Annotated in this window: 22 protein-coding genes; 8 read left to right on the forward strand and 14 right to left on the reverse strand. The window is 67.2% G+C overall.

From position 1 onward, the window contains the following. The first annotated feature begins 53 nt into the window (after positions 1–53). The gene (locus tag E7773_RS14110; protein ID WP_293992499.1) at positions 54–1,967 is read left to right on the forward strand and encodes a potassium transporter Kup; all 1,914 of its coding nucleotides are present in this window, start codon (positions 54–56) and stop codon (positions 1,965–1,967) included. Positions 1,968–2,006: 39 nt separating this feature from the next. Here the strand turns inward: E7773_RS14110 and E7773_RS14115 are convergent, their stop codons facing one another. Then, positions 2,007–3,563 (reverse strand): EAL domain-containing protein, encoded by a 1,557-nt coding sequence (locus E7773_RS14115; protein WP_293992501.1) that lies wholly within the window; start codon positions 3,561–3,563, stop codon positions 2,007–2,009. A gap of 119 nt (positions 3,564–3,682) precedes the next feature. Here E7773_RS14115 and parE point away from each other — a divergent pair, with 119 nt between their 5' ends. Continuing rightward, positions 3,683–5,665 carry a DNA topoisomerase IV subunit B gene (gene parE, locus E7773_RS14120; protein WP_293992502.1) on the forward strand — a complete coding sequence of 661 codons (1,983 nt, stop codon included), beginning with the start codon at positions 3,683–3,685 and terminating at the stop codon, positions 5,663–5,665. Positions 5,666–5,704: 39 nt separating this feature from the next. Here parE and E7773_RS14125 read toward each other — a convergent pair whose 3' ends face one another. Next, entirely contained in the window at positions 5,705–6,259 is a 555-nt protein-coding gene (locus tag E7773_RS14125) for a tail fiber protein (protein WP_293992504.1), read from the reverse strand. Between the two features lie 135 nt (positions 6,260–6,394). On the opposite strand from E7773_RS14125, the gene E7773_RS14130 reads away from it, so the two are divergent. Beyond that, entirely contained in the window at positions 6,395–7,696 is a 1,302-nt protein-coding gene (locus E7773_RS14130; RefSeq protein WP_293992506.1) for a serine hydrolase, read from the forward strand. Here the strand turns inward: E7773_RS14130 and E7773_RS14135 are convergent. Continuing rightward, the gene (locus E7773_RS14135) at positions 7,693–8,187 is read right to left on the reverse strand and encodes a GNAT family N-acetyltransferase (protein WP_293992509.1); all 495 of its coding nucleotides are present in this window, start codon (positions 8,185–8,187) and stop codon (positions 7,693–7,695) included. The genes E7773_RS14130 and E7773_RS14135 overlap by 4 nt on opposite strands. Before the next feature lie 92 nt (positions 8,188–8,279). Between E7773_RS14135 and E7773_RS14140 the strand changes: the two genes are divergently transcribed. Next, positions 8,280–8,597, forward strand: a complete 318-nt coding sequence (locus E7773_RS14140) for a hypothetical protein (RefSeq protein ID WP_293992511.1) — start codon at positions 8,280–8,282, stop codon at positions 8,595–8,597. A gap of 36 nt (positions 8,598–8,633) precedes the next feature. Here the strand turns inward: E7773_RS14140 and E7773_RS14145 are convergent, their stop codons facing one another. The 7 genes from E7773_RS14145 to E7773_RS14175 form a co-directional block, all read right to left on the reverse strand. Next, positions 8,634–9,188, reverse strand: coding sequence for a tail fiber protein (locus E7773_RS14145; RefSeq protein WP_293992513.1), 555 nt, complete (start codon positions 9,186–9,188; stop codon positions 8,634–8,636). A 60-nt stretch (positions 9,189–9,248) separates the two neighbouring features. After that, positions 9,249–10,487, reverse strand: coding sequence for a hypothetical protein (locus tag E7773_RS14150; protein ID WP_293992516.1), 1,239 nt, complete (start codon positions 10,485–10,487; stop codon positions 9,249–9,251). Further along, the gene (locus E7773_RS14155; RefSeq protein WP_363130505.1) at positions 10,460–11,002 is read right to left on the reverse strand and encodes a GNAT family protein; all 543 of its coding nucleotides are present in this window, start codon (positions 11,000–11,002) and stop codon (positions 10,460–10,462) included. Before E7773_RS14155 ends, E7773_RS14150 begins: the two co-directional genes overlap by 28 nt. Beyond that, positions 10,999–11,790: a LysR family transcriptional regulator gene (locus E7773_RS14160; protein ID WP_293992522.1), complete on the reverse strand. Its 792-nt coding sequence runs from the start codon at positions 11,788–11,790 to the stop codon at positions 10,999–11,001. The genes E7773_RS14155 and E7773_RS14160 overlap by 4 nt, the downstream gene beginning before the upstream one ends. Before the next feature lie 103 nt (positions 11,791–11,893). Continuing rightward, the gene (apaG, locus tag E7773_RS14165; protein ID WP_293992723.1) at positions 11,894–12,292 is read right to left on the reverse strand and encodes a Co2+/Mg2+ efflux protein ApaG; all 399 of its coding nucleotides are present in this window, start codon (positions 12,290–12,292) and stop codon (positions 11,894–11,896) included. Positions 12,293–12,300: 8 nt separating this feature from the next. Further along, positions 12,301–13,509 carry an aminotransferase class I/II-fold pyridoxal phosphate-dependent enzyme gene (locus tag E7773_RS14170; protein WP_293992525.1) on the reverse strand — a complete coding sequence of 403 codons (1,209 nt, stop codon included), beginning with the start codon at positions 13,507–13,509 and terminating at the stop codon, positions 12,301–12,303. 34 nt (positions 13,510–13,543) lie between these two features. Then, on the reverse strand, positions 13,544–14,149 hold the full coding sequence (locus E7773_RS14175) for a J domain-containing protein (protein WP_293992528.1): 606 nt from the start codon (positions 14,147–14,149) through the stop codon (positions 13,544–13,546). Between the two features lie 39 nt (positions 14,150–14,188). Between E7773_RS14175 and E7773_RS14180 the strand changes: the two genes are divergently transcribed. Next, positions 14,189–14,473 (forward strand): BolA family protein, encoded by a 285-nt coding sequence (locus E7773_RS14180; RefSeq protein WP_293992531.1) that lies wholly within the window; start codon positions 14,189–14,191, stop codon positions 14,471–14,473. Here E7773_RS14180 and E7773_RS14185 read toward each other — a convergent pair whose 3' ends face one another. Then, a complete protein-coding gene (locus tag E7773_RS14185; RefSeq protein WP_293992533.1) occupies positions 14,474–15,079 on the reverse strand; it encodes a DUF6445 family protein in 606 nt (201 codons plus the stop codon). Positions 15,080–15,121: 42 nt separating this feature from the next. Between E7773_RS14185 and E7773_RS14190 the strand changes: the two genes are divergently transcribed. Both E7773_RS14190 and E7773_RS14195 read left to right on the forward strand, forming a co-directional pair. After that, positions 15,122–15,562 carry an NUDIX domain-containing protein gene (locus tag E7773_RS14190; RefSeq protein WP_293992535.1) on the forward strand — a complete coding sequence of 147 codons (441 nt, stop codon included), beginning with the start codon at positions 15,122–15,124 and terminating at the stop codon, positions 15,560–15,562. After that, on the forward strand, positions 15,559–16,461 hold the full coding sequence (locus E7773_RS14195; RefSeq protein WP_293992537.1) for a pirin family protein: 903 nt from the start codon (positions 15,559–15,561) through the stop codon (positions 16,459–16,461). The genes E7773_RS14190 and E7773_RS14195 overlap by 4 nt, the downstream gene beginning before the upstream one ends. A gap of 39 nt (positions 16,462–16,500) precedes the next feature. Here the strand turns inward: E7773_RS14195 and E7773_RS14200 are convergent, their stop codons facing one another. Together E7773_RS14200 and E7773_RS14205 are read right to left on the reverse strand one after the other, a co-directional pair. Beyond that, positions 16,501–17,379, reverse strand: coding sequence for an OmpA family protein (locus E7773_RS14200; protein WP_293992539.1), 879 nt, complete (start codon positions 17,377–17,379; stop codon positions 16,501–16,503). A gap of 208 nt (positions 17,380–17,587) precedes the next feature. Beyond that, positions 17,588–18,016, reverse strand: a complete 429-nt coding sequence (locus E7773_RS14205) for a DUF5990 family protein (RefSeq protein WP_293992542.1) — start codon at positions 18,014–18,016, stop codon at positions 17,588–17,590. 169 nt (positions 18,017–18,185) lie between these two features. Here E7773_RS14205 and E7773_RS14210 point away from each other — a divergent pair, with 169 nt between their 5' ends. Then, on the forward strand, positions 18,186–19,082 hold the full coding sequence (locus E7773_RS14210; RefSeq protein ID WP_293992544.1) for an alpha/beta hydrolase: 897 nt from the start codon (positions 18,186–18,188) through the stop codon (positions 19,080–19,082). Here E7773_RS14210 and E7773_RS14215 read toward each other — a convergent pair. After that, a complete protein-coding gene (locus tag E7773_RS14215; RefSeq protein WP_293992546.1) occupies positions 19,079–20,179 on the reverse strand; it encodes a DUF2332 domain-containing protein in 1,101 nt (366 codons plus the stop codon). The genes E7773_RS14210 and E7773_RS14215 overlap by 4 nt on opposite strands. Positions 20,180–20,227: the final 48 nt, after the last annotated feature.

Raw genomic sequence — 20,227 nt, forward strand, 5'->3', positions numbered from 1 at the left:
CGAAAGCTTTATGCACATGGAATCTTAATGCCCGCGCCGCGCACACGCCGCGCATGACGGAAATCGCCCAAGCTCACGATGCCCGGCCCGGCGCCGCGGCGCACCTTCCCGCCCATTCGATGTCCGCGCTGACGGTCGGCGCGATCGGCGTGGTGTTTGGCGATATCGGGACCAGCCCGCTCTACGCGCTGCAGGCGACGCTCGATCCGCGCTATCACCTCGGCATCAACGTGACCGACCTGTACGGCATCGTCAGCCTGATCTTCTGGTCGTTCGTGTTCGTGGTCACGGTCAAATACGTGTTCATCGTCATGCGCTGCGACAATCGCGGCGAGGGCGGCAGCCTCGCGCTCTATGCGCTCATCCGCCGCGAACTGGGGGCGTCCGCGCCCAAAAAGTGGCTGTTGATCGGCGCGCTGTTCGCGACGGCTTTGTTCTTCGCGGACGCGATGCTGACGCCGGCGATTTCGGTGATCTCCGCGGTCGAGGGCCTCGGCGTCGTCAGCACCGCGTTTCAGCCGTATATCGTGTGGATCGCGCTCGCGATCCTGATCGGACTGTTCGCGATCCAGCGCCACGGCACGGAGCGCGTCGGCAAGATGTTCGGCCCCGTGATGCTGGTCTATTTCGTGGCGATCGCGGCGATGGGGATCAGCCATCTCGTTCAGCGTCCGCAGGTGTTGGAGGCGCTCAGCCCGGTTTACATCTGGGGCTTCTTCGCCGCGCACCCGTTTTATTCGTTCCTGTCGTTGGGGGCGGTGATCTACGCAGTGACCGGGGCCGAAGCACTATATGCCGACATGGGTCATTTCGGACGCAAGCCGATCACGATCGCCTGGCTCGTGATCTGCGTACCGGCGCTGATGCTCAATTACATGGGCCAGGCGGCGATGCTGCTCGATCATCCGGAATTCGTCGACAACCCGTTCTTCCACATGGTGCCGCCGTCGCTGACGATCCCGCTGCTGGTGATCGCGACACTGGCGACGATCATTGCCAGTCAGGCGGTGATTTCGGGCGCTTTCTCGGTGACGCAACAGGCGGTCCAGCTCGGCTTCATCCCGCGCGTGCAGATCACGCATACCTCGGCACAGGCGAGGGGCCAGATCTTCGTTCCCACGGTCAACTGGGCGCTGGCGACGATGGTGGCATTGCTCGTCGTCACGTTCCAGCATTCGGCGGCGATGCTGCCGGCTTACGGCCTCGCGGTGGTCGGCACGATGCTCATCACCACGCTGATGCAATATGTCGTCGTCTTCCGCATCTGGCGCGCGCCGCTGTGGCGCGGGGGCGTGGGCTTCGCCGTGTTCATCACGATCGACCTGATCTTCCTGGCGTCGGGCCTCACCAAGCTGTTCGAAGGGGCGTGGTTGCCGATCGCGGTCGGCGTGATCATCTTCACGCTGCTGAGCACGTGGGCGACGGGCCGGCGGATCATGCGCGAACGGCTCGAGGACGGCGCGATCCCCCTGCCCGCGCTGATCAAGTCGGCCGGAGAATCGCTGTACCGCGTGCGCGGCACGTCGGTGTTCCTCGCGGCGTCGCCCAACGCCGTTCCGACCGCGCTGTTGCACAATATGAAGCACAATCAGGTGCTGCACGAACGCGTGTTGCTGCTGACCGTCCAGGTCGAGGACGTGCCGCACGTCGCGCTCGGCGACCGCGCCGAGGTGATGGCGCTGGGCGACGGCTTCTACCGGGTCGTGCTGCGCTACGGTTTCGTCGACGACATCGACGTGCCGCGCGACCTGCGCCACGTCGAAACGTGCGGTGCGCCGTTCCACATGATGACGACGAGCTTCTTCCTCGGCCGTCAGAAGCTCGTCGCCGCGCGCGAAGTGCCGGGCATGGCATTGTGGCGCGAACGCCTGTTCGCGTGGATGGTGAAGAGCTCCGAAAGCGCGATGGAATATTTCAAGCTGCCGACGAACCGCGTGATCGAGCTGGGCAGCCAGTTGCGGATCTAGCGTCGGGAGCCCGGCTCGCGCGCCCGACTCCCCGTGTACTTACGCGCGCGCTTTGTGCTCGCGCCGCACCAGCAACCCGGCCTCCTGCGCGCTGATCGCGCGGCCGTCCCCGGCGCCTTGGGCTTCGTCGAAACCGGAACCGATCAGCGCATCTTCCTGGTCGGCGCGCACCGCGCCTTCGGCGACGATCGTCAGTCCCAGGCCATGGCCGAGCCCCGCCAGCGCCCGCACGATGCCCTCGCCTTCGTCGCCGCTGCCCGCGGCATCGACGAAGCTGCGGTCGACCTTGATCTTGTCGAGCTTGAGCGAGCGCAAATGATAGAGCGTCGAATAGCCCGTACCGAAATTGTCGAGCGCGATGCGCATCCCCGCCGCGCGCAACTCGCCGAGCAACGGGCGCGCATCGTCGATGTTCGCGACCAGCGCGCTCTCGGTGACTTCGATTTCGAGACGGCGCGGGTCCATGCCCGTTTCGCTCAGGATGCGCACGACGCGCGCGGCGAGCAGCCGGTCCTTGAGCTGGCCGGGATAGAGATCGACCGACAGCGACACGTGCGCCGGCCACTCCTTCGCCGCCGCGCACCCCTGCCGCAGCAACCGTTCGGCGAGGACGTGAATCAGCCCCGTCTCCTCCGCGATCGCGAGGAAACGTTCGGTCGGCACGTCGCCCCAGCGCGGTTCGATCTCGAAGCCGGTCACGTCGTGCGTGCGCAGATTGATCGTCGGGCGGAACGCGACCTCGATCTCGTCGGCGTCGATCGCCGCGCGCAGCGCCACCTCCATCGCGGCGCGATCGTGCACGCGCGCGTCCATTTCCTCTTCGAAGAAGCGCAACGCGGACCGGCGCTCGGCCTTGGCGCGATAGAGCGCGACATCGGCCCGGCGCAGCGCCTCGGCGGGCGTGTCGGCATCGGCGGGCAGCAATGCAATGCCGATCCCGGCGCCGACGCGGTGAATCGCGCCCGCCGCCTCGATCGGCGGGTCGATCGCTTCGATCACGCGCAGCGCGACGTTGGTCGCCGCTTCCGGGCCGGAAAGATGCATCGCGAGCACCGCGAACTCGTCGCCGCCGAAGCGCGCGACCAGATCGCCCTCGCGCATCGCGCCGAGCAGGCGTCGCGCCACTTCGATCAATACCTGGTCGCCGACGCCGTGGCCGTGGACATCGTTGATCGCCTTGAAGCCGTTCAAATCGAGCAGGAACACGGCGTGCGCCGCGCCGCTGCGTGGCGGCGAGCCGACCGCGACCTTCAGCGCGTCGTCGAACTTGCGGCGGTTCGGCAAACCAGTGAGCGTATCCTGATACGCCATTTCGCGGATTCGACGGTCGGCGGCGCGCCGCGCCATTTCGCGCCAGTGCGCGCGGTAGAAGCGCCAGATCACCACCACCAGCCCAAGCCCGAGTGCCGCGCCGACGAACAGCGCCTCGTCGAGCTCGACCACCGCCTGATGCTCGCTGATCCCGCTTTCGTTGGTGAACAGGTCGTACGCCCAGGTGCAATAGATCAGCAGCGCCAGCCCGAGCAGGAGCAGGAGCGAGTCGCGGATGGTGAAACGGTAGCGAATGATAAAACTCCGGAACCTATCCTTGTCCATGCGACCTCTGCCTGCCGCCCCGGCACCCAGGATGATAGGCTCGCGATGGTTGAGGAAGCGTAACCGCGGCAGGCCACGCGGCCTTGCGTCACGGAATCTCCCGACCCTATACGCCGGCCATGTCCGACGACCTGTTCGCTTCCTCGCCCAAGTCCAGCACCGATTACGACGCTTCCTCGATCGAGGTTCTGGAGGGGTTGGAGCCCGTCCGCCGCCGCCCCGGCATGTATGTCGGCGGGACCGACGAGCGAGCGCTCCATCACCTCGCAGCCGAAGTGCTCGACAATTCGATGGACGAGGCGGTCGCGGGGCATGCGACGCGGATCGAGGTGACGCTCGATATCGGCAACCGGCTGACGATCGTCGACAACGGGCGCGGGATGCCGGTCGATGAGCACCCGAAGTTTCCGGGAAAATCGGCGCTCGAAGTGATCCTTTCGACGCTCCACTCGGGCGGCAAGTTCGACGGGAAGGCCTATGCGACGTCGGGCGGGCTGCACGGCGTCGGCGTGTCGGTGGTCAACGCGCTCTCCGAAGACACGGTGGTGGAGGTGGCGCGTAATCGCGAGCTGTATCGCCAGCGCTTTTCGAAGGGGCACACGCTTGGCCCGCTCGAGCATCTCGGCGCCACGCCCAACCGCCGCGGCACCTCGGTCGCGTTCACCCCCGACCCCGAGATTTTCGGGCCGGAGCTGCACTTCAAACCGGCGCGCCTCTACAAGCTCGCACGGTCGAAGGCGTATCTGTTCGCGGGCGTCGAGATCCGCTGGAAATGCGCGCCCGAGCTCATCACCGACGACACGCCGCCCGACGCGGTGTTCCAGTTTCCGGGCGGGCTTGCCGACCACCTAAAGGAACAGATCGCCGACCGCGAAACTGCCACCGCGCAATTCTTTGCAGGCGCGCAGGATTTTCCGGGAGAGCAGCAGGGCCGCGTCGAATGGGCGGTGGCGTGGCCGCTGTGGTCGGACGGCAGCTACAGCTGGTATTGCAACACCATCCCGACCCCCGACGGCGGGACGCACGAGGCCGGCCTGCGCGCGGCGCTGGTGCGCGGGATTCGCGGGTTCGGCGAGCTGGTCGGGCAGAAAAAGGCCAAGGACATCACCGCCGACGACGTGATGACCGGGTGCGAGCTGATGCTCTCCGTGTTCATCCGCGACCCGCAATTCCAGAGCCAGACCAAAGACCGGCTGACCAGTCCCGAGGCGGCGACCTTGGTCGAGCGCGGCGTGCGCGACCATTTCGACCATTTCCTCAGCGACAATATGGAGCGCGGCAAGGCGCTGCTCGGCTATGTGATCGAGCGGATGGACGAGCGGCTGGCGCGCAAGCAGGAACGCGAGGTCAAGCGCAAGTCGGCGACCTCGGCGCGCAAGCTGCGCCTCCCCGGCAAGCTGACCGATTGCTCGGCCGATGCGCCCGAGGGCACCGAAATCTTCATCGTCGAAGGGGATTCGGCGGGCGGTTCGGCCAAGCAGGCGCGCGACCGCAAGACGCAGGCGATCCTCCCCATTCGCGGCAAGATCCTCAACGTGGCGTCGGCGACGTCGGCCAAGATCTTCGCCAACCAGGAAATCGCCGACTTGACGCTCGCACTCGGGTGCGGCGTGCGCAAGGACTGCGAGCCCGATAACCTGCGCTACGAGCGCGTGATCATCATGACCGACGCCGATGTCGACGGCGCGCATATCGCGACGCTGCTGATGACCTATTTCTTCCAGGAAATGCCCGACATCGTGCGGCGCGGGCACCTCTATCTGGCCCAACCACCGCTCTATCGCCTGACCGTCGGCGCGAAGAGCGAATATGCCCGCGACGACGCGCACCGCGCGGAGATCGAGGCGACGATCTTCAAGGGCAAGAAGGTCGAAGTGTCGCGCTTCAAGGGGCTGGGCGAGATGAATCCCGGGCAGCTCAAGGAAACGACGATGGACCCGAAGACGCGGAGCCTCGTGCGCATCACGCTGCCGCAGGAATATGAAGAGCGCGCTGGGGTGAAGGACCTGGTTGACCGGCTGATGGGCACCAATCCGGCGCACCGCTTCGCGTTCATCCAGGAAAATGCCGCGCGGCTCGACGAGGAAGCGATCGACGCCTGAGGGCGAGCCGGCCGGTCGCCGGCCGGCCTGGCGATCCGTTTAGTTGCGCGACGGGTAGATACCCGACGTGGCGATGCAATAATTGATCGCCAGGTACGGCTGCAGGATCGAAAACGGCTGGTTGTTGCCGGTAACGCCGACGGTCAGGCCGCCCAGCGCGACCTGGGCGCCGCTCGTTCCCGCGGGAACATAGATATCCGGCACCGCGGTCCCGCCGCTATCGACGCTTTTCGCGAGCAGGGACCCCGCCGCCGCGACCTGCGACGTTGCCTTCGCCGTCGTGGCGTTCAGCGTGGCAGTATGGTTGTGCGCCGGCAAATTGCCGATCGTCAGCGTCGTGTTTTCGGTTCCGCCTTGCTCACCGATCACATAGTTCGACGTGCCGGGGCTCTGGCCTTGTCCAATCGCCGCGCGGCCGCTCAGGTTGGGCAACGCAAAGTTCGTCGTGCCGTTGCCACCGTAATAGGTGCCCAAGAGCGAGAACAAGGCGGTATATTGCGAAATAGGTAGGATCGCGCCGTTGCAATAGGCAAAGTTTACCGGCGCGAACTGGAAACCGAACGGCACGATCTGGCCGAGATACACGTCCGACATGGATATCCACCCCTTTGCAAAAAGACTCGTCGGACACCCGCGCCCGGTCGGCGTGGACCATGTTGCGCAATCCAATGGATCGCAAGGGTTATTTGATCCTATACCGCGCGACATCATGTACCGGGAGGGAGAACGATGCGCGGGTTGATTGCCCTGATCTTGCTGGGAATCGCGCAGCCTTGCGTCGCGCAGACGCCGCCGCCTGCACCGCCCGCCGCGGCCGTGGCGGCCGATCCGGCGCTGACCACGCGCGCGAACGAACTGATCGGGATCGTCGCGGGAACCGGCGACTTCGACGGCTATTTCTCGCCCAGCTTCCACGCCGCTTTGTCGAAAGACAAATGGGACGCGGTGGTCGCGTCGATGACCGGGCAGATGGGCAAACCGCTGGCGGTCGTGACGATCACGCCGGTTACGCCGTTCACTGCCTATCTGCGCCTCAAGTTCGAGCGCGGCATCGTCAACGCGCAGATTGCGGTCGACCCGGCCGCGCCGCATGCCGTCACTTCGCTATTGTTCACCGGCGGCGAGGTCGCCGACGACAGTTTCGACAAGCTCAAGGCCGATTTCCGGGCGCTGCCGGGCAAGAGCGGGTTTATCGTCCATCCGCTCGACGATCGCGTGCCACCGCACGATATCGTCGAGTATAATGGCATCGAGCGTGCACCGCTCGGGTCGGCGTTCAAGCTATGGGTGCTGGGCGAGCTCACGCGCGAAATCAACGCCGGTGAGCGGCATTGGGCCGATGTCGTGCCGCTGGGCCCACCGTCGTTGCCATCGGGGATGACGCAAAGCTGGCCGGCCGGCAGCCCGGTCACGCTCCAGACGCTGGCCACGCTGATGATCTCGATCAGCGACAACACCGCGACCGACACATTGGTGACACTCGAAGGAACGAAACTCGACGCTTTCGGTCCGTTCGGGCTCGGACCGGTCCCGACCACGCGTCAGATGTTCGCGTTGAAAAGCCCGGCCAATGCGGACCTCGCCGCGCGTTGGGCCGCAACCTTCGCGCCGGCAACGCGGCGCAAGTTACTCGACGACAGCGCCGCGCGACTGGCGACCACCGCCGTCGATACCAGCCTGTTCAGTGGCAGGCCCGTCGCGATCGATACGCTCGAATGGTTCGCCAGCCCGGGTGATGTGGTCGGCGTGCTCGACATGCTACGCCGTCGCGGCGGCGAGACCGCGCTGGCGATCCTCGCGATCAACCCCGGCACCGACGCCGCGACGCGCGCCAGGTTCGACTATGTCGGGTTCAAGGGCGGGTCGGAGCCCGGGGTTATCACGCTCAACTATCTGGTCCGGCGCAAGGACGGGCGCTGGCTGGCGGTGGCCGGCAATTGGCACCGCGCCGACGCCAGGGTCGACGAATTGGCGTTCAGTCAGTTGATGACCCGTGCGCTGGTGCTCGCGTCGAACGTGCCGCTGCCCTAGCCGCCGGTGTGCGGTGCGCGGATCATGGCAAGATGGGGCGCAAAATCCTGCGGTTCGACCGGTGCGAACCCGAGCCGCGCGTAAAGCCGGAGCGCCGGATTATCGCGCATGACGTGGAGCATGGCGGGTTGCCCGCGCCGGTCGGCGACGTCGAGATACGCGTGCAGCAGTGCCGTTCCCATGCCCGCCCCCTGCCGTTCCGGGGCGACGGCGATATCGACCAGCAGGGCCGCGCCGTCGAACCCCCAATCGACGATGATCCGTCCGATCGGCGCGCCCTTCGCGACCACCACACGTCGCATCGCCACGGGGTGATCGGTTCGATATGCCGTCTCGCGCAGCGCCGCCTGTTGCTGCATCATCGGATCGGGCAACACGCCGCGCATCGGCGAGCAAGCGATAAACAGCGCGTCGAGAAACGGCCGGTGCGCCTCGTTTTCCACCGCGACCTGTAGGCCGGGCGCGTGGCGCACGAGCGACCGGTCGAACATCCGTTCGGCGTCGTCGTTCGTCACTGGCCCGCCCTTTCCGTCGAGACGCTGAATGCTTGATCGCTCGCCGGCATGCGATTACGCGACACGCCATGACCGATACACAGCCGCTTCCGCGCCAGATCAAGATCGAGGAGTTCCTGCCGCTCGTCGACAAGACGTTCGAGGTGCATTGCGATCCCCGGAATGTGCATCTCACGCTGATCAAGGCGATCCCCGGCCGTCAGCGCGCGTTCGACGACCGACCACCGTTCACGCTGATCTTCCATTCGACGCCCGACATCCTGCTGGTCGACGGGCTGTATGTCATGAAAAGCGCCGGGTTCGGCCCCGACAGCATCTTCATCGCGCCCACCGTCGCCGCGCCGGGCGCGGCGCCGGGATATTATTACCAGGCGGTCTTCAACTGACCGGCCGCCCGCAGGCGGCCGGACCAGCGCAGCGGGTCAGTTACGCGACGGGAAAATTCCCTCCAGCGCGATACACGGCTCGAGCACCAGATAGGGATTGAGCAGCGAGAACGGCTGGCTGCCGCCGGCCGTCCCGACGGTCAATCCACCCAGCGCGACCTGCGTGCCGCCGGTGCCGCTGGGCACGTAGATTTCCGGCACCGCGGTCCCGCCGGCATCGACACTTTTCGCGAGTTGCGACCCGGCCGCGGCGACTTGCGACGTCGCCTTCGTCGTCGTGGCGTTCAGCGTCGCGGCATGCGTGTGAATCGGCATGTTGGTCGTCAACAGCGTGGTGGTCTCGGTACCGCCTATCTGCCCGAGCGTGTAGGGGCTAAGCCCCGGACCCTGGCCCTGACCGATCGGCGCGCGGCCGCGCAGGTCGGGCAGCGCAAACGTCGTCTGGCCGTTGCCGCCATAGGTCGTGCCGAGCAGCGAGAACAACGCCGTGTTCTGCGCGATCGACAGGATCTGGCCGGAGCAGGTGGCCCAGCCTCGCGGCGCGAAATTGTACGGAAAAATGCGAATTTCGCCGAGAAAAGGCTCTGACATCTCTACCCCCTATATCTGCCAGCCGGTTCTACCGAGCCGCCGCCGACGATGCCACGAAACTCAACGGGCCGCAGAGTCGCGATCGTTCACATCGGATATACCATCACGGCCAAGCTTGTCGAGCGTCGCCAGAAGGGCGTTCAGGTTTCTGGCGGCGGCCAGGATCTCGCCCGATGCCAGCGAACGCTTGTCTTGCGCGTCGGGCACGAACGGCGCCGAAGGACGCTTGGCGTCGGCGCCGGCTGCCGCGGCCATCTTCTCCAATTCGGATGCGTCTGGGCGAAACCCGAAATGCGCAGGGACATCGCCAGTCATCGCCGATCGAAGGTCGCGATAGTCGACCGCGAGCCCGCCGCCGAGCCCCCAATGGTCGATCACCGCGCCGCACATCAAGGCAAGAACGCGCGCCGCATGGCCGGCCGGGGAGGTTGCGGCGGAAAGGTCGCCGTCCGCTACCCCCGGTGGCGGCGAGCCCGGCGTCATGTAAACGCCCGGCTGCGTCACTTGCGACATCAGGACCTCGACCGGGTCCCGGTACAGGAACAGCCACGGCACATCGGGAAACGCCGCGCGAAACAAGGGCAGCGCCAGCGTGTGCCAGGCATGGAGCTTGACGAAGAAACGCCGCTGCCCGGCGCCGCTCCGACGTCCCAGCGCGGCGACGATCGCGCGCAGCGCAGCGATCCGGTCCTCGCGCGGGGCGCCCGATACCGTCGCCCAGTGCACGACCGCGTCGAGCGGCTCGGGCTCCGATGCGACGAGATGCCCCGGCACCGCCATCAGCATCCGCGCCGCGAGCGTCGATCCGCACCGCGACATGTGAAAGACGAACCCGCTCGGCGGCGTCACGGCATGATGCGCCGCGTCGGCGACCAGCGCCTCCAGCGACGTACGCGTGCGAAACATGCGGTTGAACGGCAACTCGGTCGCGTAGCGCACGCTCTCTTCGAAGAACGATCCGGAATACGTGGCGTCGCCGAACCACGCCCAATCGAATGCCGGGGCGGCACCGCCGGGAGCCGAGCGCACGGGCACCCATCCCTCACCTGGCCAGCGGTCGAGCGTCACCGGGGCCGGCGCGAACCGTCCAAGCCCGAGCATGTCGGGCTGCACAAGCGCCGCGAGATCGGCTTCGTCCAGCGCAATGCCATAGTCCCGGGCAATCTGCATCGCGAGCGGGACATAATCGTTCGTCGCGACGGGCACCGCCAACCGCGCCAGCGCCGCCGGGTCGGCCAGCACGCGCGCCATGAAGGCGTGGATCGGATCGTTCAGCTTTTGGGGCGGCGGGCTTTCCACTCGTCCTCCAGCAGCCCGAAGATCAGGCTGTCGCGCACGCCGATATGCGTGTCCCATTCGGCGCGCAGCCGCGCCTCCAGCGTGAAGCCGAGCCGAGTCACGACGGCGATCGACGGCGCATTGTCGGGATCGGTGTCGGCGAACACACGGCGCTGGCCTTCGGCGAACAGCAGCTCGATCATCGCCGCGACCGCTTCGGTGGCATAGCCATGGCCCCAATGGTCGCGGCGCAGCATATAACCGATCTCGGTTACCTTGCCTTGGCGCTTCTCGTAACTCGCGACATTGCCGATCGCGGTGTCGTCGCCCTTCAGCGTTATCGCCCAGCCGCGCCAGGCCGTGTCGGCGACTCGCTTCGCCATCTGTTCGCGCGTCTCCTCGATCGACGTCGTCGCAGGGTGCGAGCCATAGATATTGGCCTCGGCATCCGAATACATCGGGTGAAGCGCGTCGGCGTCGTCGGCGCGAAGCTGACGCAGCACCAGCCGCTCGGTCTCCATCACCGGGAGCGTCACGCCCCCAACGCCTCGACCAGCGCCTTGACCTTCTTCTGCCGCCATTGCGGGAGCGGAGCGACGAGCCAATAGCCAAGCCGATAGGGCTTGGCCTCGCCGACCGCGGCGACAGTGCCGGCGGCGAGCGCACGGCGCGCGAGCAGTTCGGGGACGGTCGCGCGGCCCAGCCCCTCGGCCGCGGCGTCGATCGCGAGCCCGGCATCGGCGACGCGCACCAGCGACACCGCATCGTCGTTGAGGCAGCCGGGCCACGAAATCCGCGTGTCGGCACCGCCGCCGGGGCGCTCGACCGTCACCATCCCGTCGGATTCGAGCGCCTCGCCCTCATGCTCGCCCGGCCCCTCGCCCCAGCGCACCGCAAGGTCGAGGTTGGCCTGGGTGAAGTCGAGGTCCTCGTCGGCCGCGATTAGTACGAAGCGAAGCTCGCCGTCGACGCGCGCGATCTCGGCGAGCCGCGGCATCAGCCAGCAATGGAGCACGTCGCGCGGCGCGGCGATGGTCAGCGACTTGGACGATTGTCCGGCCTGCATCGCGCGCACGGCTTCCTCGAACTGAAGGAAACCGTGGCGCAGCGCGGCGAGCCCCGCCTCGCCTTCGGGCGTTAATTCCAGGCCCTTGGTCGTGCGGCGGAACAGCACCACACCCAGCGTATCCTCGAGCGCGCGAATCTGCTGGCCCACGGCGGCGGGTGTCACCGCGAGTTCGTCGGCGGCGCGAGTAAACGACAAATGCCGCGCGGCCGCGTCGAGCACGCGCAGGCCGTTGAGGGGCAGATGCGTGCGCTTCACTTCTGCTCCCCTCCCGCTTGCGGGAGGGGCAGGGGGAGGGCCTGTCCATCGCTCATTTAAATCACATGCCCTCCCCTAACCCCTCCCGCAAGCGGGAGGGGAATTAGACCCCCACCGCCGGCGCGAGCAACGCAAACTTCGGAATATCGACATCGAACGCCGACCCGTCCTCGGCGATCATGTGATAGCTGCCCTGCATCTGCCCGGTCGGCGTCGCGAGCGGGCAGCCCGAGACGTAATCGAACGACCCGCCCGGCGCGATCACCGGCTGCTCGCCGACCACGCCCTCGCCCTCGACCGAATGCCGCGCGCCGCGCCCGTCGGTGATGACCCAGTGGCGCGTGAGCAGCTGTACCGTCGCCGGCCCCTCGTTCTCGATCCGCACGTGATACGCCCAGAACCAGCGCCCGCGCTGCGGCTCGGACTGTTCGGGCAGGAAGCTGACCGACACGCGCACCACGACGCCGCGCGTTTCCGCGACGTTGGGGAACAGCGCTTTCATCGCGTCGCTCACAGCCCGACCTTCCTGAGCGCCTGGTCGAGATCGTCGATCAGGTCGAGCGGGTCTTCGAGGCCGACGTTGAGGCGGAGCATGTTCTCGGTCACGCCCATGCCGAGCCGCACCTCTTCGCTGACCCCAGCGTGCGTGGTCGAGCTGGGATGCGTCATCAGCGAGCGCGAATCGCCGATATTGTTCGAGATGTCGATCAACTCGAGCGCGTCGAGCAGGCCGTGCGCTTGGCGACGCCCGCCATCGACCTCGAACGCGAAGATCGGTCCCGCGGCGTCCATCTGGGACATGGCGAGGTTGTGCTGCGGATGGCTCGGCAGCCCCGGATGAAGCACGCGCGGCACGCGGCCTTCGAGGAACCGGCCAACCTGAAGCGCGCTCTCGCTCTGCCGCCGCGCGCGGAGGTCGAGCGTCTCGAGTCCTTTCAGCACCACCCAGGCGTTGAACGGCGACAGCGTCGGCCCGGTGTTGCGGGTGAACGACAGCAGCGTGTTCTCGACGAAGTCCTCGGTCCCGCACACCGCGCCCGCGAGCACGCGGCCCTGCCCGTCCATCAGCTTGGTCGCCGAATAGGCCACGACGTCGGCGCCGAACTCGAGCGGGCGCTGGAGCACGGGCGTCGCGAAGGCATTGTCGACCACCGACACGATCCCGCGCTCGCGCGCGATGCCGCATACCGCCTTCAGGTCGACGATATCCATCGTCGGATTGGCCGGGGTCTCGAAGAAATAGACCTTGGTCTCTGGCCGGGTCGCGTCGGCGAACGCTTGCGGATCGCGCGCGTCGATCACGGTCGTCGTGATCCCGAACTTGGGCAGCAGCGTGTCGACCAGCCAGCGGCACGACCCGAACGCCGCGCGCCCCGCGACGACATGGTCGCCGGTCTGAAGCTGGCACAAGAGCGCCGCGGTCATCGCCGCCATGCCCGACGCCATCGTCCGGCACGCCTCGGCGCCCTCCATCAGCGCGATGCGCTGCTCGAGCATCTGCACGGTCGGGTTCTGCAACCGCGAATAGGTCATGCCCGCCTGCTCGCCGCGGAAGCGCGCGGCGGCGTCCTCCGCGCAATCATAGGCATAGCCCGAGGTCAGGAAGAGCGCTTCGGAGGTCTCGCCGAACTCCGACCGCGCAGTGCCGCCGCGCACCGCCTGCGTCGCGGGGCGCCAGTGTCGCGTGATCGCGCGGTCCTGTCCGGTGCGGCGTTTCATCTCGCGCGGCTTTGCGGGGAGAGAGGGGGCGAGGTCAAGCGAAGGCGGGCGAGGATTTGAGCTGCTGATACGCCGCGATCACTTCCTGCAGCGCCCTTTCCATGCTGCGGTCGCCGCCATTGCGGTCCGGGTGGAACTTCCTGACCAGCTCCGAATAGCGCGTCCGCAACCCGCGCCGGTCGGCATCGTGGTCGAGACCCAGCACCTTCAGCGAACGCCGGTCCTCGCCCGACAGCGGCTTGCCGTCCTTGCGCTCCATCGCCTTGCGCTCACGGAACCGCGCGCCGATCGCGTCGAGCGGATCGCTGAAATCGGCCCAGCGCGGCGGCACGTCGGCGCCCGAATGCGCGAAGGCGCGCGTCTCGCGCTCCCACCCGGCATAGGGGCGCTGCGCGTCGTGGATCTCGTCCGGGCTCATGCCCGTGAAGAAATTATACTTCGCATTGAACGCGCGGACATGGTCGAGGCACAGGTAGCGATAGCCGCCCGGCCCGTCGCCGCGGTTGCGCGGCCCGTCTTGCAACGGCGCGCGGAATTCGCCCGGCGCATCGCATCCCGGCTCGTCGCACGTCCGCCCGGTGCCCTCGACGCGACCGTGGAAACGGGCATTGGGCCGATCTTTGGGATCACGACGCGACAAGGATTCCTGGCTCCGGCAAAAGCGGCCTATATAGGCGGCATGACCACCACTTCCACGCCCCTGGCCGACGAAATCGCCGCGCGGCTGACCGCGGCGCTCAGGCCAACCGCGCTCGACGTGATCAACGACAGCCACCACCATGCGGGCCATTCGGGCGACGACGGGACCGGCGAATCGCACTGGACGGTCGTCGTGGAAAGCGCGGCGTTCGTCGGCCTGAACCGCGTCGCGCGGCAGCGGCTGGTCAACACCGCGCTCGCCGATCTGCTCGCGACGCGCATCCACGCGCTGGCGATGAAAACGCACGCACCGGGCGAAGCGTGATCAGCGCGCCGGCTGGAAGAACATCACGTAGATCAGCCGCCCGTTTTCCAACCTGTCGCCGAACCCCGGCCCCGCGGTGTGCCACAGCCACGGGCGCAGCAGCACGAGCCGGTTGAACCGCATCGGCACAGTCGAGGTCAGCTCCCACTTGCCGTCGTCCATCGAGTCCTTCTCGACCAGCCCGTGCCGCATCTCGTCGAACGACGCATAGCCGAGCGCGGCCAGCTCCGCGCTCGACACCGGCGCGCGGTCGGTGCCGGTGGGCTTGTGGCGGAAGAAATCGGTGCCGCCGCGGCAATCCTCGGGCCGGCTGAGATAGAGGATGCCCGACCAGTAACCCGGGTCGATATGCACGCGACCCCGGCCCACGTCCGCTGCGAGCGTGATGCGGCATTTGCTGTGCGATTGCGGCGGATCGAGCGGAATCAGCCGCTCGCCGGTCAGCCGGCTGACTTCCTCGGTCAGCCCGTCGAGCTTGAGCCGCTCGAGCGAATTGCGGCCCGGAAACAGGCCCTGCTGATCGGGATAGGTGAGCCGCAACGCGGTGTCGCGAAACGCCCCGGGCTCTTCGAGGAAATCGTCGACGACCATCATCGATAGCGGCATGGCGCTTGGCCTAGCCGCCGCGCTCGGCCAAGACAATCGGCGATGACTCGCACCCCCCGCCCCGCCGCGCGCATCCTGCTGGTCGACGACGCCGGACGCGTGCTGCTGTTCCGCTTCACGCCCGAGGATGGCCGCCCGCCCTTCTGGTGCACCGCCGGCGGCGCGGTCGATCCGGGCGAGAGCTATGCCGACGCCGCGCGGCGCGAGCTGTACGAAGAAACCGGCATCATCGCCGATCCGGGGCCGGAAGTCCTGCAACGCACGGTCGAGTTCCTGACGATCGAGGGCGTCGAGGTCACCGCTGACGAACGCTATTTCCTCGTCCGCACCGGCGCGCGCGAGATCGACACCGCAGCGCATACCGAACTCGAACGACGCGTGATGCAGCAATGGCGCTGGTTCGCCCCCGCCGACCTCGCGGCCTTGCGCGAGCCCTATTTCCCCGAAGACCTGATTCCCATCCTCGCAAAGGTGCTGGCATGACCAACGACGACCTCATCCTGCGCACGATCACGCCCACGACACACGATCTGGGCGGGTTCAAGGTTCACCGTACGCTGCCGTCCAAGCCGCACCAGATGGTCGGGCCGTTCATCTTCTTCGACCAGATGGGGCCGGCGCAGCTCGACGTCGGGACGGGGATCGACGTGCGCCCGCACCCGCACATCAACCTGTCGACCGTCACCTATCTGTTCGCCGGCGCGATCGACCATCGCGATTCGCTCGGCACCTTCGCGCGAATCGAGCCCGGCGCGGTCAATCTGATGACCGCCGGCCACGGCATCGCGCACAGCGAACGCTCGCCCGGCGACGAACGCGCGGCGGGGCCGGAGCTGTCGGGCATCCAGACCTGGCTCGGCATGCCCGAGGACAAGGAGGAGATCGACCCGGCGTTCGAGCATGTCGAAAAGGCTGCGCTGCCGGTGATTCAGGGCCACGGTGCGACCGCGCGGGTCATCATGGGGAGCTTGTGGGGCAGCGCCGCACCGACCACGACCTATGCCGAAACGATCTACGCCGACATCCTGCTGGAGCCCGGCGCGAGCCTTCCGATCGACATGGGCGCCGACGAACGCGCGGTATATCTGGCGCTCGGCGAGGCGAGCGTCGACGGCATGCCGATGGCGCTCAATACGCTCTACGTCCTGCAACCCGGCGTCGCGATGACGCTGAGGTCGGCGACCGGCGGCCGAGTCATGCTATGCGGCGGTGAGGCGTTCCGGACCGAACGCTATGTTTGGTGGAACTTCGTCAGTTCGCGGAAGGACCGGATCGACCAGGCCAAGGCCGACTGGAAGGCAGGACGGTTCGCCAAGGTGCCGGGAGATGAAAAGGAGTGGATCCCGATTCCCGAAGTGCCGATGACGGCGACCTATCCGTAAGCAGCAGCGCGGGGTGAGCGCGGCCCACCCCGCAACGCCTCACATACCGTCGACGGCCTTGCTGACCATGACGTTCACCGCGACGCGGCGGTTCATCGCCTTGCCCTGCGGCGTGCTATTGTCGGCGGCGGGATCGGCGGTCGCCATGCCGGTCGGGGTGAGCATGCGGTACGGCTTCCACCCGCATGACTGCTGCAGGTAATTGACCACCTTGGCGGCGCGCTTCTCGCTCAGCGCCTGGTTGACCTCCTCGCTCCCGGTCGAGTCGGTATAGCCGAGCACCAGCAGCAGCGCGTTGTTCGTCGCCTGGGCGGAGGCCGCCGCCGCGCACAGATCGGCCTTCGCCTGCGGCGACAGATCGGCCTTGCCGGTGTCGAAGTTCACGTTGGTCGTGGCCTTGACGATGTAATTGTCGATATCGGCGACGCGCCCGCGCAGCGCCTCGGTCGCGGCGGTCTGTTCGTCGAAGCGCTGGTCGGTGCCGTTGCGGATCATCGACGCGGTCCGGAGGTCCTTGCTCTTGAGCGTCACGCGGCTGGCGACCAGCCCGCCCTCCCATTGCACCGTCCGGATGCTGACCGGCAGGCCGTTGAGCAGCGAGTCCCTGTCAAGCCTGGTCGTGCTCACACCCAGGAAGCCGCCGCTCGACCGGATCAGCGTCGCGTCGCTGACGAACACGATCGTCTTTCCGCTGGCGCTCGTGACTTGCAGTTTGTTGCCCCGGCGTGCCGAAATGAAGCCTTCGACCTCGGGCCCCGCCGGCATCCCGGCCAAATCGGCAGGCACCGGCACAGTGCCGGTGATGGTGATATCGCCGGGGCGAGCCGGGGCAGGCGTGTCCTGCGCATACAAGCTGCCCGACACCGAAGCCGTAGCAAGCGCCAACAGGATTTTGGAACTCGTGGATATGAAACGCATCGCGTTCTCCTCTCGATTTTCGGCCACCGGCGCTGCGGGGGTCACAGCGTCATCCGGCGGCCCGCCTTGCGTGCGCCGCAAGGCAATTGGTGGGACCCGGTGTTCGGGCCAACCTTTCGCTCAGATGAACAGAACCCGCGACTCCCGCGAATGCAAGGATCATCGGAGCACATTGTGCGGTGAGCCGAAACCGTCCGCGTTGCCCCGATCATCGCGCGATGCGCCGCTGGCGCACTTTCACCGTCGCGCAGGCCGGAGTCCCGTCCTTCCCCGTGCCGCCGACCGTCAGCTCGACGGCACCTTCCCCGGCCATCGCGCGGTCGAGCAACTCCTGGGGCGTGTCCTGCACGTCGATCTTCATCCGCCGCGTCCATTCGGAGCCATGGTCGCCGGCCGACTGGCCGATGCGGATATAGACGAAGCGGCGCACCGGCCCTTCGCGCCGCACCTGATCGCCGAAGAACTTGGGGCCGGGCGCGACGCGGACGGGAAAGTCGAAGGTCAGCGGCTCGCCCGCTTTCGACTCCTTTGGGTCGAGCACCCCCGTGTCGCCGGTTTGCAGGCTGTGGCGCACGCCCGGTACCGGCTGCTCGATCACGATGCGAAAGCGGATTTCGGTCTGGTCGGCGCGGGGCATGCGCCGGGTATCGGCCGCGCAAAGAGCGCTTGCAATGCAGGATTTTGTCGGACAGCGTCGCCGGGCGCCATGACCTCGTGTCATGCGCGCGAGCAGAAAAAGCGAGCAGTCGAAAACGACCGCGCCAGTGTGAAGCAAGTGTGAAGTTAGGCCGTAGGGGAAGAGCGGGATGAGCGAGTTCGACCTGCAACGCGTGGCGCTGTCCACCGGCGTCGAACTCGATGTCGCGGTGGCGGGCGATCCCGCCAACCCGGCGATCGTGCTGCTCCATGGTTTCCCCGAATCGCATCGCACCTGGCGGTTCCAGATTCCCGAGTTGGCCAAGGACCATTTCGTCCTCGCCCCCGACCAGCGCGGATTCGCGCGCTCGTCCAAGCCCGAAGGGGTCGAGAATTACACGCCGGACAAGCCGGTCGCCGACCTGCTCGCGCTCGCCGACCATTTCGGGATCGGCGATTTCACGCTCGTCGGGCACGATTGGGGCGGCGCGATCGCGTGGATGGCGGCGCTGCAGAACCAGGACCGCATCAAGCATTTGATCATCGTCAACGCGCCGCACCCATTCGTCTTCCAGCGCCTGCTGTTCGACGACATGGAGCAGCGCGCGGCGAGCCAGTATATCACCGCGTTCCGCAACCCGGCGATCGACGCGCATATCGACAGCATCGGGCTGAGCGAATTTTTCGACGGCAGCTTCATGCGGCACACCGATTTCGAGAAAGTGCGTGACGAGAAAGCGACCTATCTCGACCAATGGAGCCAGCCCGGCGCGATGCCGGCGATGCTCAACTGGTACCGCGCGAGCGCGCTGGTCGTGCCGGGGATGGACGATACGCCCGAGCGGCCGGCGTATCTCGACGGGCCATTCCCGCCGCTCAATACGCCGACGCTGGTGATCTGGGGGACGGGCGACAAGGCGTTGCTGCCGTCGAACCTCGACGGGCTCGATCAGTACGTGCCCAACATGACGCTCAAGCGCGTCGATGCCGGGCATTTCGTGCCATGGGAGAATCCCGAAGCGGTGACCAGCGCGATGCGTGAGTGGTTAGCGGCGCAAGGTGCCTAGACCTCGACCTTGGCCATCTCCGGCAGGTTGATATTTACGCGATCGGCTTCCGCGGCGGCGCCATATTTGATCCAGGCGCCGTGGGCATGCGCGGTCGCGAGCACGGTCCACTCGCCGCCGGGCCAGCTCCGCACGCGGATGACGTGCTCGGCGAAGGCGCGGTTGGGCTCGACCATGACCCAGGCGAGCGGCCGTTCCGCGGTCGCGGCCGCGCCTGCCGCCGCCATCGCCGCGCGGATGCGGTTCGCGGTGTCCTCGGGGAGGTACTGCCACACCACCGAGTGCATCAGCACCCGCGTCACGCCTGCCGCCTGCGGCTCGGCGAGCCGCGCCTCGACCCAGTCGGCGGCGTCGGATTGCACCAGATCGACCGCTTTCTCGCGCTGCATCGCGATCGCGGCCTCCATCCGCCCGAACCGCACCGGCATTTCGGGCCACACATACGCAAGCAGCCGCGTCGCCACCGCCGGGTCGGTCGCGTCGAGCGGCTGGATGTCGCAGCCGCGCACCGACACGATATCGACGGGGACCTGCTCGGGCGCTGGTCCGGTCCACGCGGGCGTCAGCGTCACCGGCGAGCCTGCCGGACCCGCTTTCGTTCCGCCAAGGTCGAACGCATAGCGATCGATCAGCAGATTGAGCCCCGCGCTCGACCCGATCTCGAGCAGCTCGATTTTCGGCCCGAAGCGCCGCGCGACTTCGAGCAGCCCGGTCATCAGCGACCCCGAGCGCCCCGGCTCGTTGGTCTGCGGCGGCCCGTCGAGCCATGGCAGCAGTTCGGCGTCGTGCGCGACGAGGGCGGCGTTGAGATCGGCCGCGATTGCCGCCGGAACGGTCGCCTCCCCCCTGAAGATCGCTGCCAGCCCGGAATCCTTCCCTGCCCGCACCAACGCGTGCAGCCCGCCGATAAAGCGCAACGGCAAGGCATCGCGCGTCGGCTCGCCGGGCCAGTCGAGTACGCGCCGCCCGACCTCGCTCTCGCGGCTCAGCCCCTCGGCGATCGCCGCGCACAGCCGCGCGTACATCGGCGCGCCGTTCTTCTGACAGTAGAATTCCTGGATGCGAAACGCCGCGCGATTATTCTCTTCACCCGCCATCGCCACCTCCGTCGCGGTGCATTGCGCCTTCGCAGGTGCACAAGTAAA

Origin of the sequence: Sphingomonas sp. (assembly GCF_004799495.1) — a bacterium.
Classification (GTDB): Bacteria; Pseudomonadota; Alphaproteobacteria; order Sphingomonadales; family Sphingomonadaceae; genus Sphingomonas.

Bases quoted from the DNA above. Each gene is read 5' to 3' on its own strand.
- E7773_RS14110 (WP_293992499.1), top strand. From the start codon at position 54: ATGACGGAAATCGCCCAAGCTCACGATGCCCGGCCCGGCGCCGCGGCG.
- E7773_RS14115 (WP_293992501.1), bottom strand. From the start codon at position 3,563: ATGGACAAGGATAGGTTCCGGAGTTTTATCATTCGCTACCGTTTCACC.
- parE (WP_293992502.1), top strand. From the start codon at position 3,683: ATGTCCGACGACCTGTTCGCTTCCTCGCCCAAGTCCAGCACCGATTAC.
- E7773_RS14125 (WP_293992504.1), bottom strand. From the start codon at position 6,259: ATGTCGGACGTGTATCTCGGCCAGATCGTGCCGTTCGGTTTCCAGTTC.
- E7773_RS14130 (WP_293992506.1), top strand. From the start codon at position 6,395: ATGCGCGGGTTGATTGCCCTGATCTTGCTGGGAATCGCGCAGCCTTGC.
- E7773_RS14135 (WP_293992509.1), bottom strand. From the start codon at position 8,187: ATGTTCGACCGGTCGCTCGTGCGCCACGCGCCCGGCCTACAGGTCGCG.
- E7773_RS14140 (WP_293992511.1), top strand. From the start codon at position 8,280: ATGACCGATACACAGCCGCTTCCGCGCCAGATCAAGATCGAGGAGTTC.
- E7773_RS14145 (WP_293992513.1), bottom strand. From the start codon at position 9,188: ATGTCAGAGCCTTTTCTCGGCGAAATTCGCATTTTTCCGTACAATTTC.
- apaG (WP_293992723.1), bottom strand. From the start codon at position 12,292: ATGAAAGCGCTGTTCCCCAACGTCGCGGAAACGCGCGGCGTCGTGGTG.
- E7773_RS14170 (WP_293992525.1), bottom strand. From the start codon at position 13,509: ATGAAACGCCGCACCGGACAGGACCGCGCGATCACGCGACACTGGCGC.
- E7773_RS14180 (WP_293992531.1), top strand. From the start codon at position 14,189: ATGACCACCACTTCCACGCCCCTGGCCGACGAAATCGCCGCGCGGCTG.
- E7773_RS14185 (WP_293992533.1), bottom strand. From the start codon at position 15,079: ATGCCGCTATCGATGATGGTCGTCGACGATTTCCTCGAAGAGCCCGGG.
- E7773_RS14190 (WP_293992535.1), top strand. From the start codon at position 15,122: ATGACTCGCACCCCCCGCCCCGCCGCGCGCATCCTGCTGGTCGACGAC.
- E7773_RS14195 (WP_293992537.1), top strand. From the start codon at position 15,559: ATGACCAACGACGACCTCATCCTGCGCACGATCACGCCCACGACACAC.
- E7773_RS14200 (WP_293992539.1), bottom strand. From the start codon at position 17,379: ATGCGTTTCATATCCACGAGTTCCAAAATCCTGTTGGCGCTTGCTACG.
- E7773_RS14205 (WP_293992542.1), bottom strand. From the start codon at position 18,016: ATGCCCCGCGCCGACCAGACCGAAATCCGCTTTCGCATCGTGATCGAG.
- E7773_RS14210 (WP_293992544.1), top strand. From the start codon at position 18,186: ATGAGCGAGTTCGACCTGCAACGCGTGGCGCTGTCCACCGGCGTCGAA.
- E7773_RS14215 (WP_293992546.1), bottom strand. From the start codon at position 20,179: ATGGCGGGTGAAGAGAATAATCGCGCGGCGTTTCGCATCCAGGAATTC.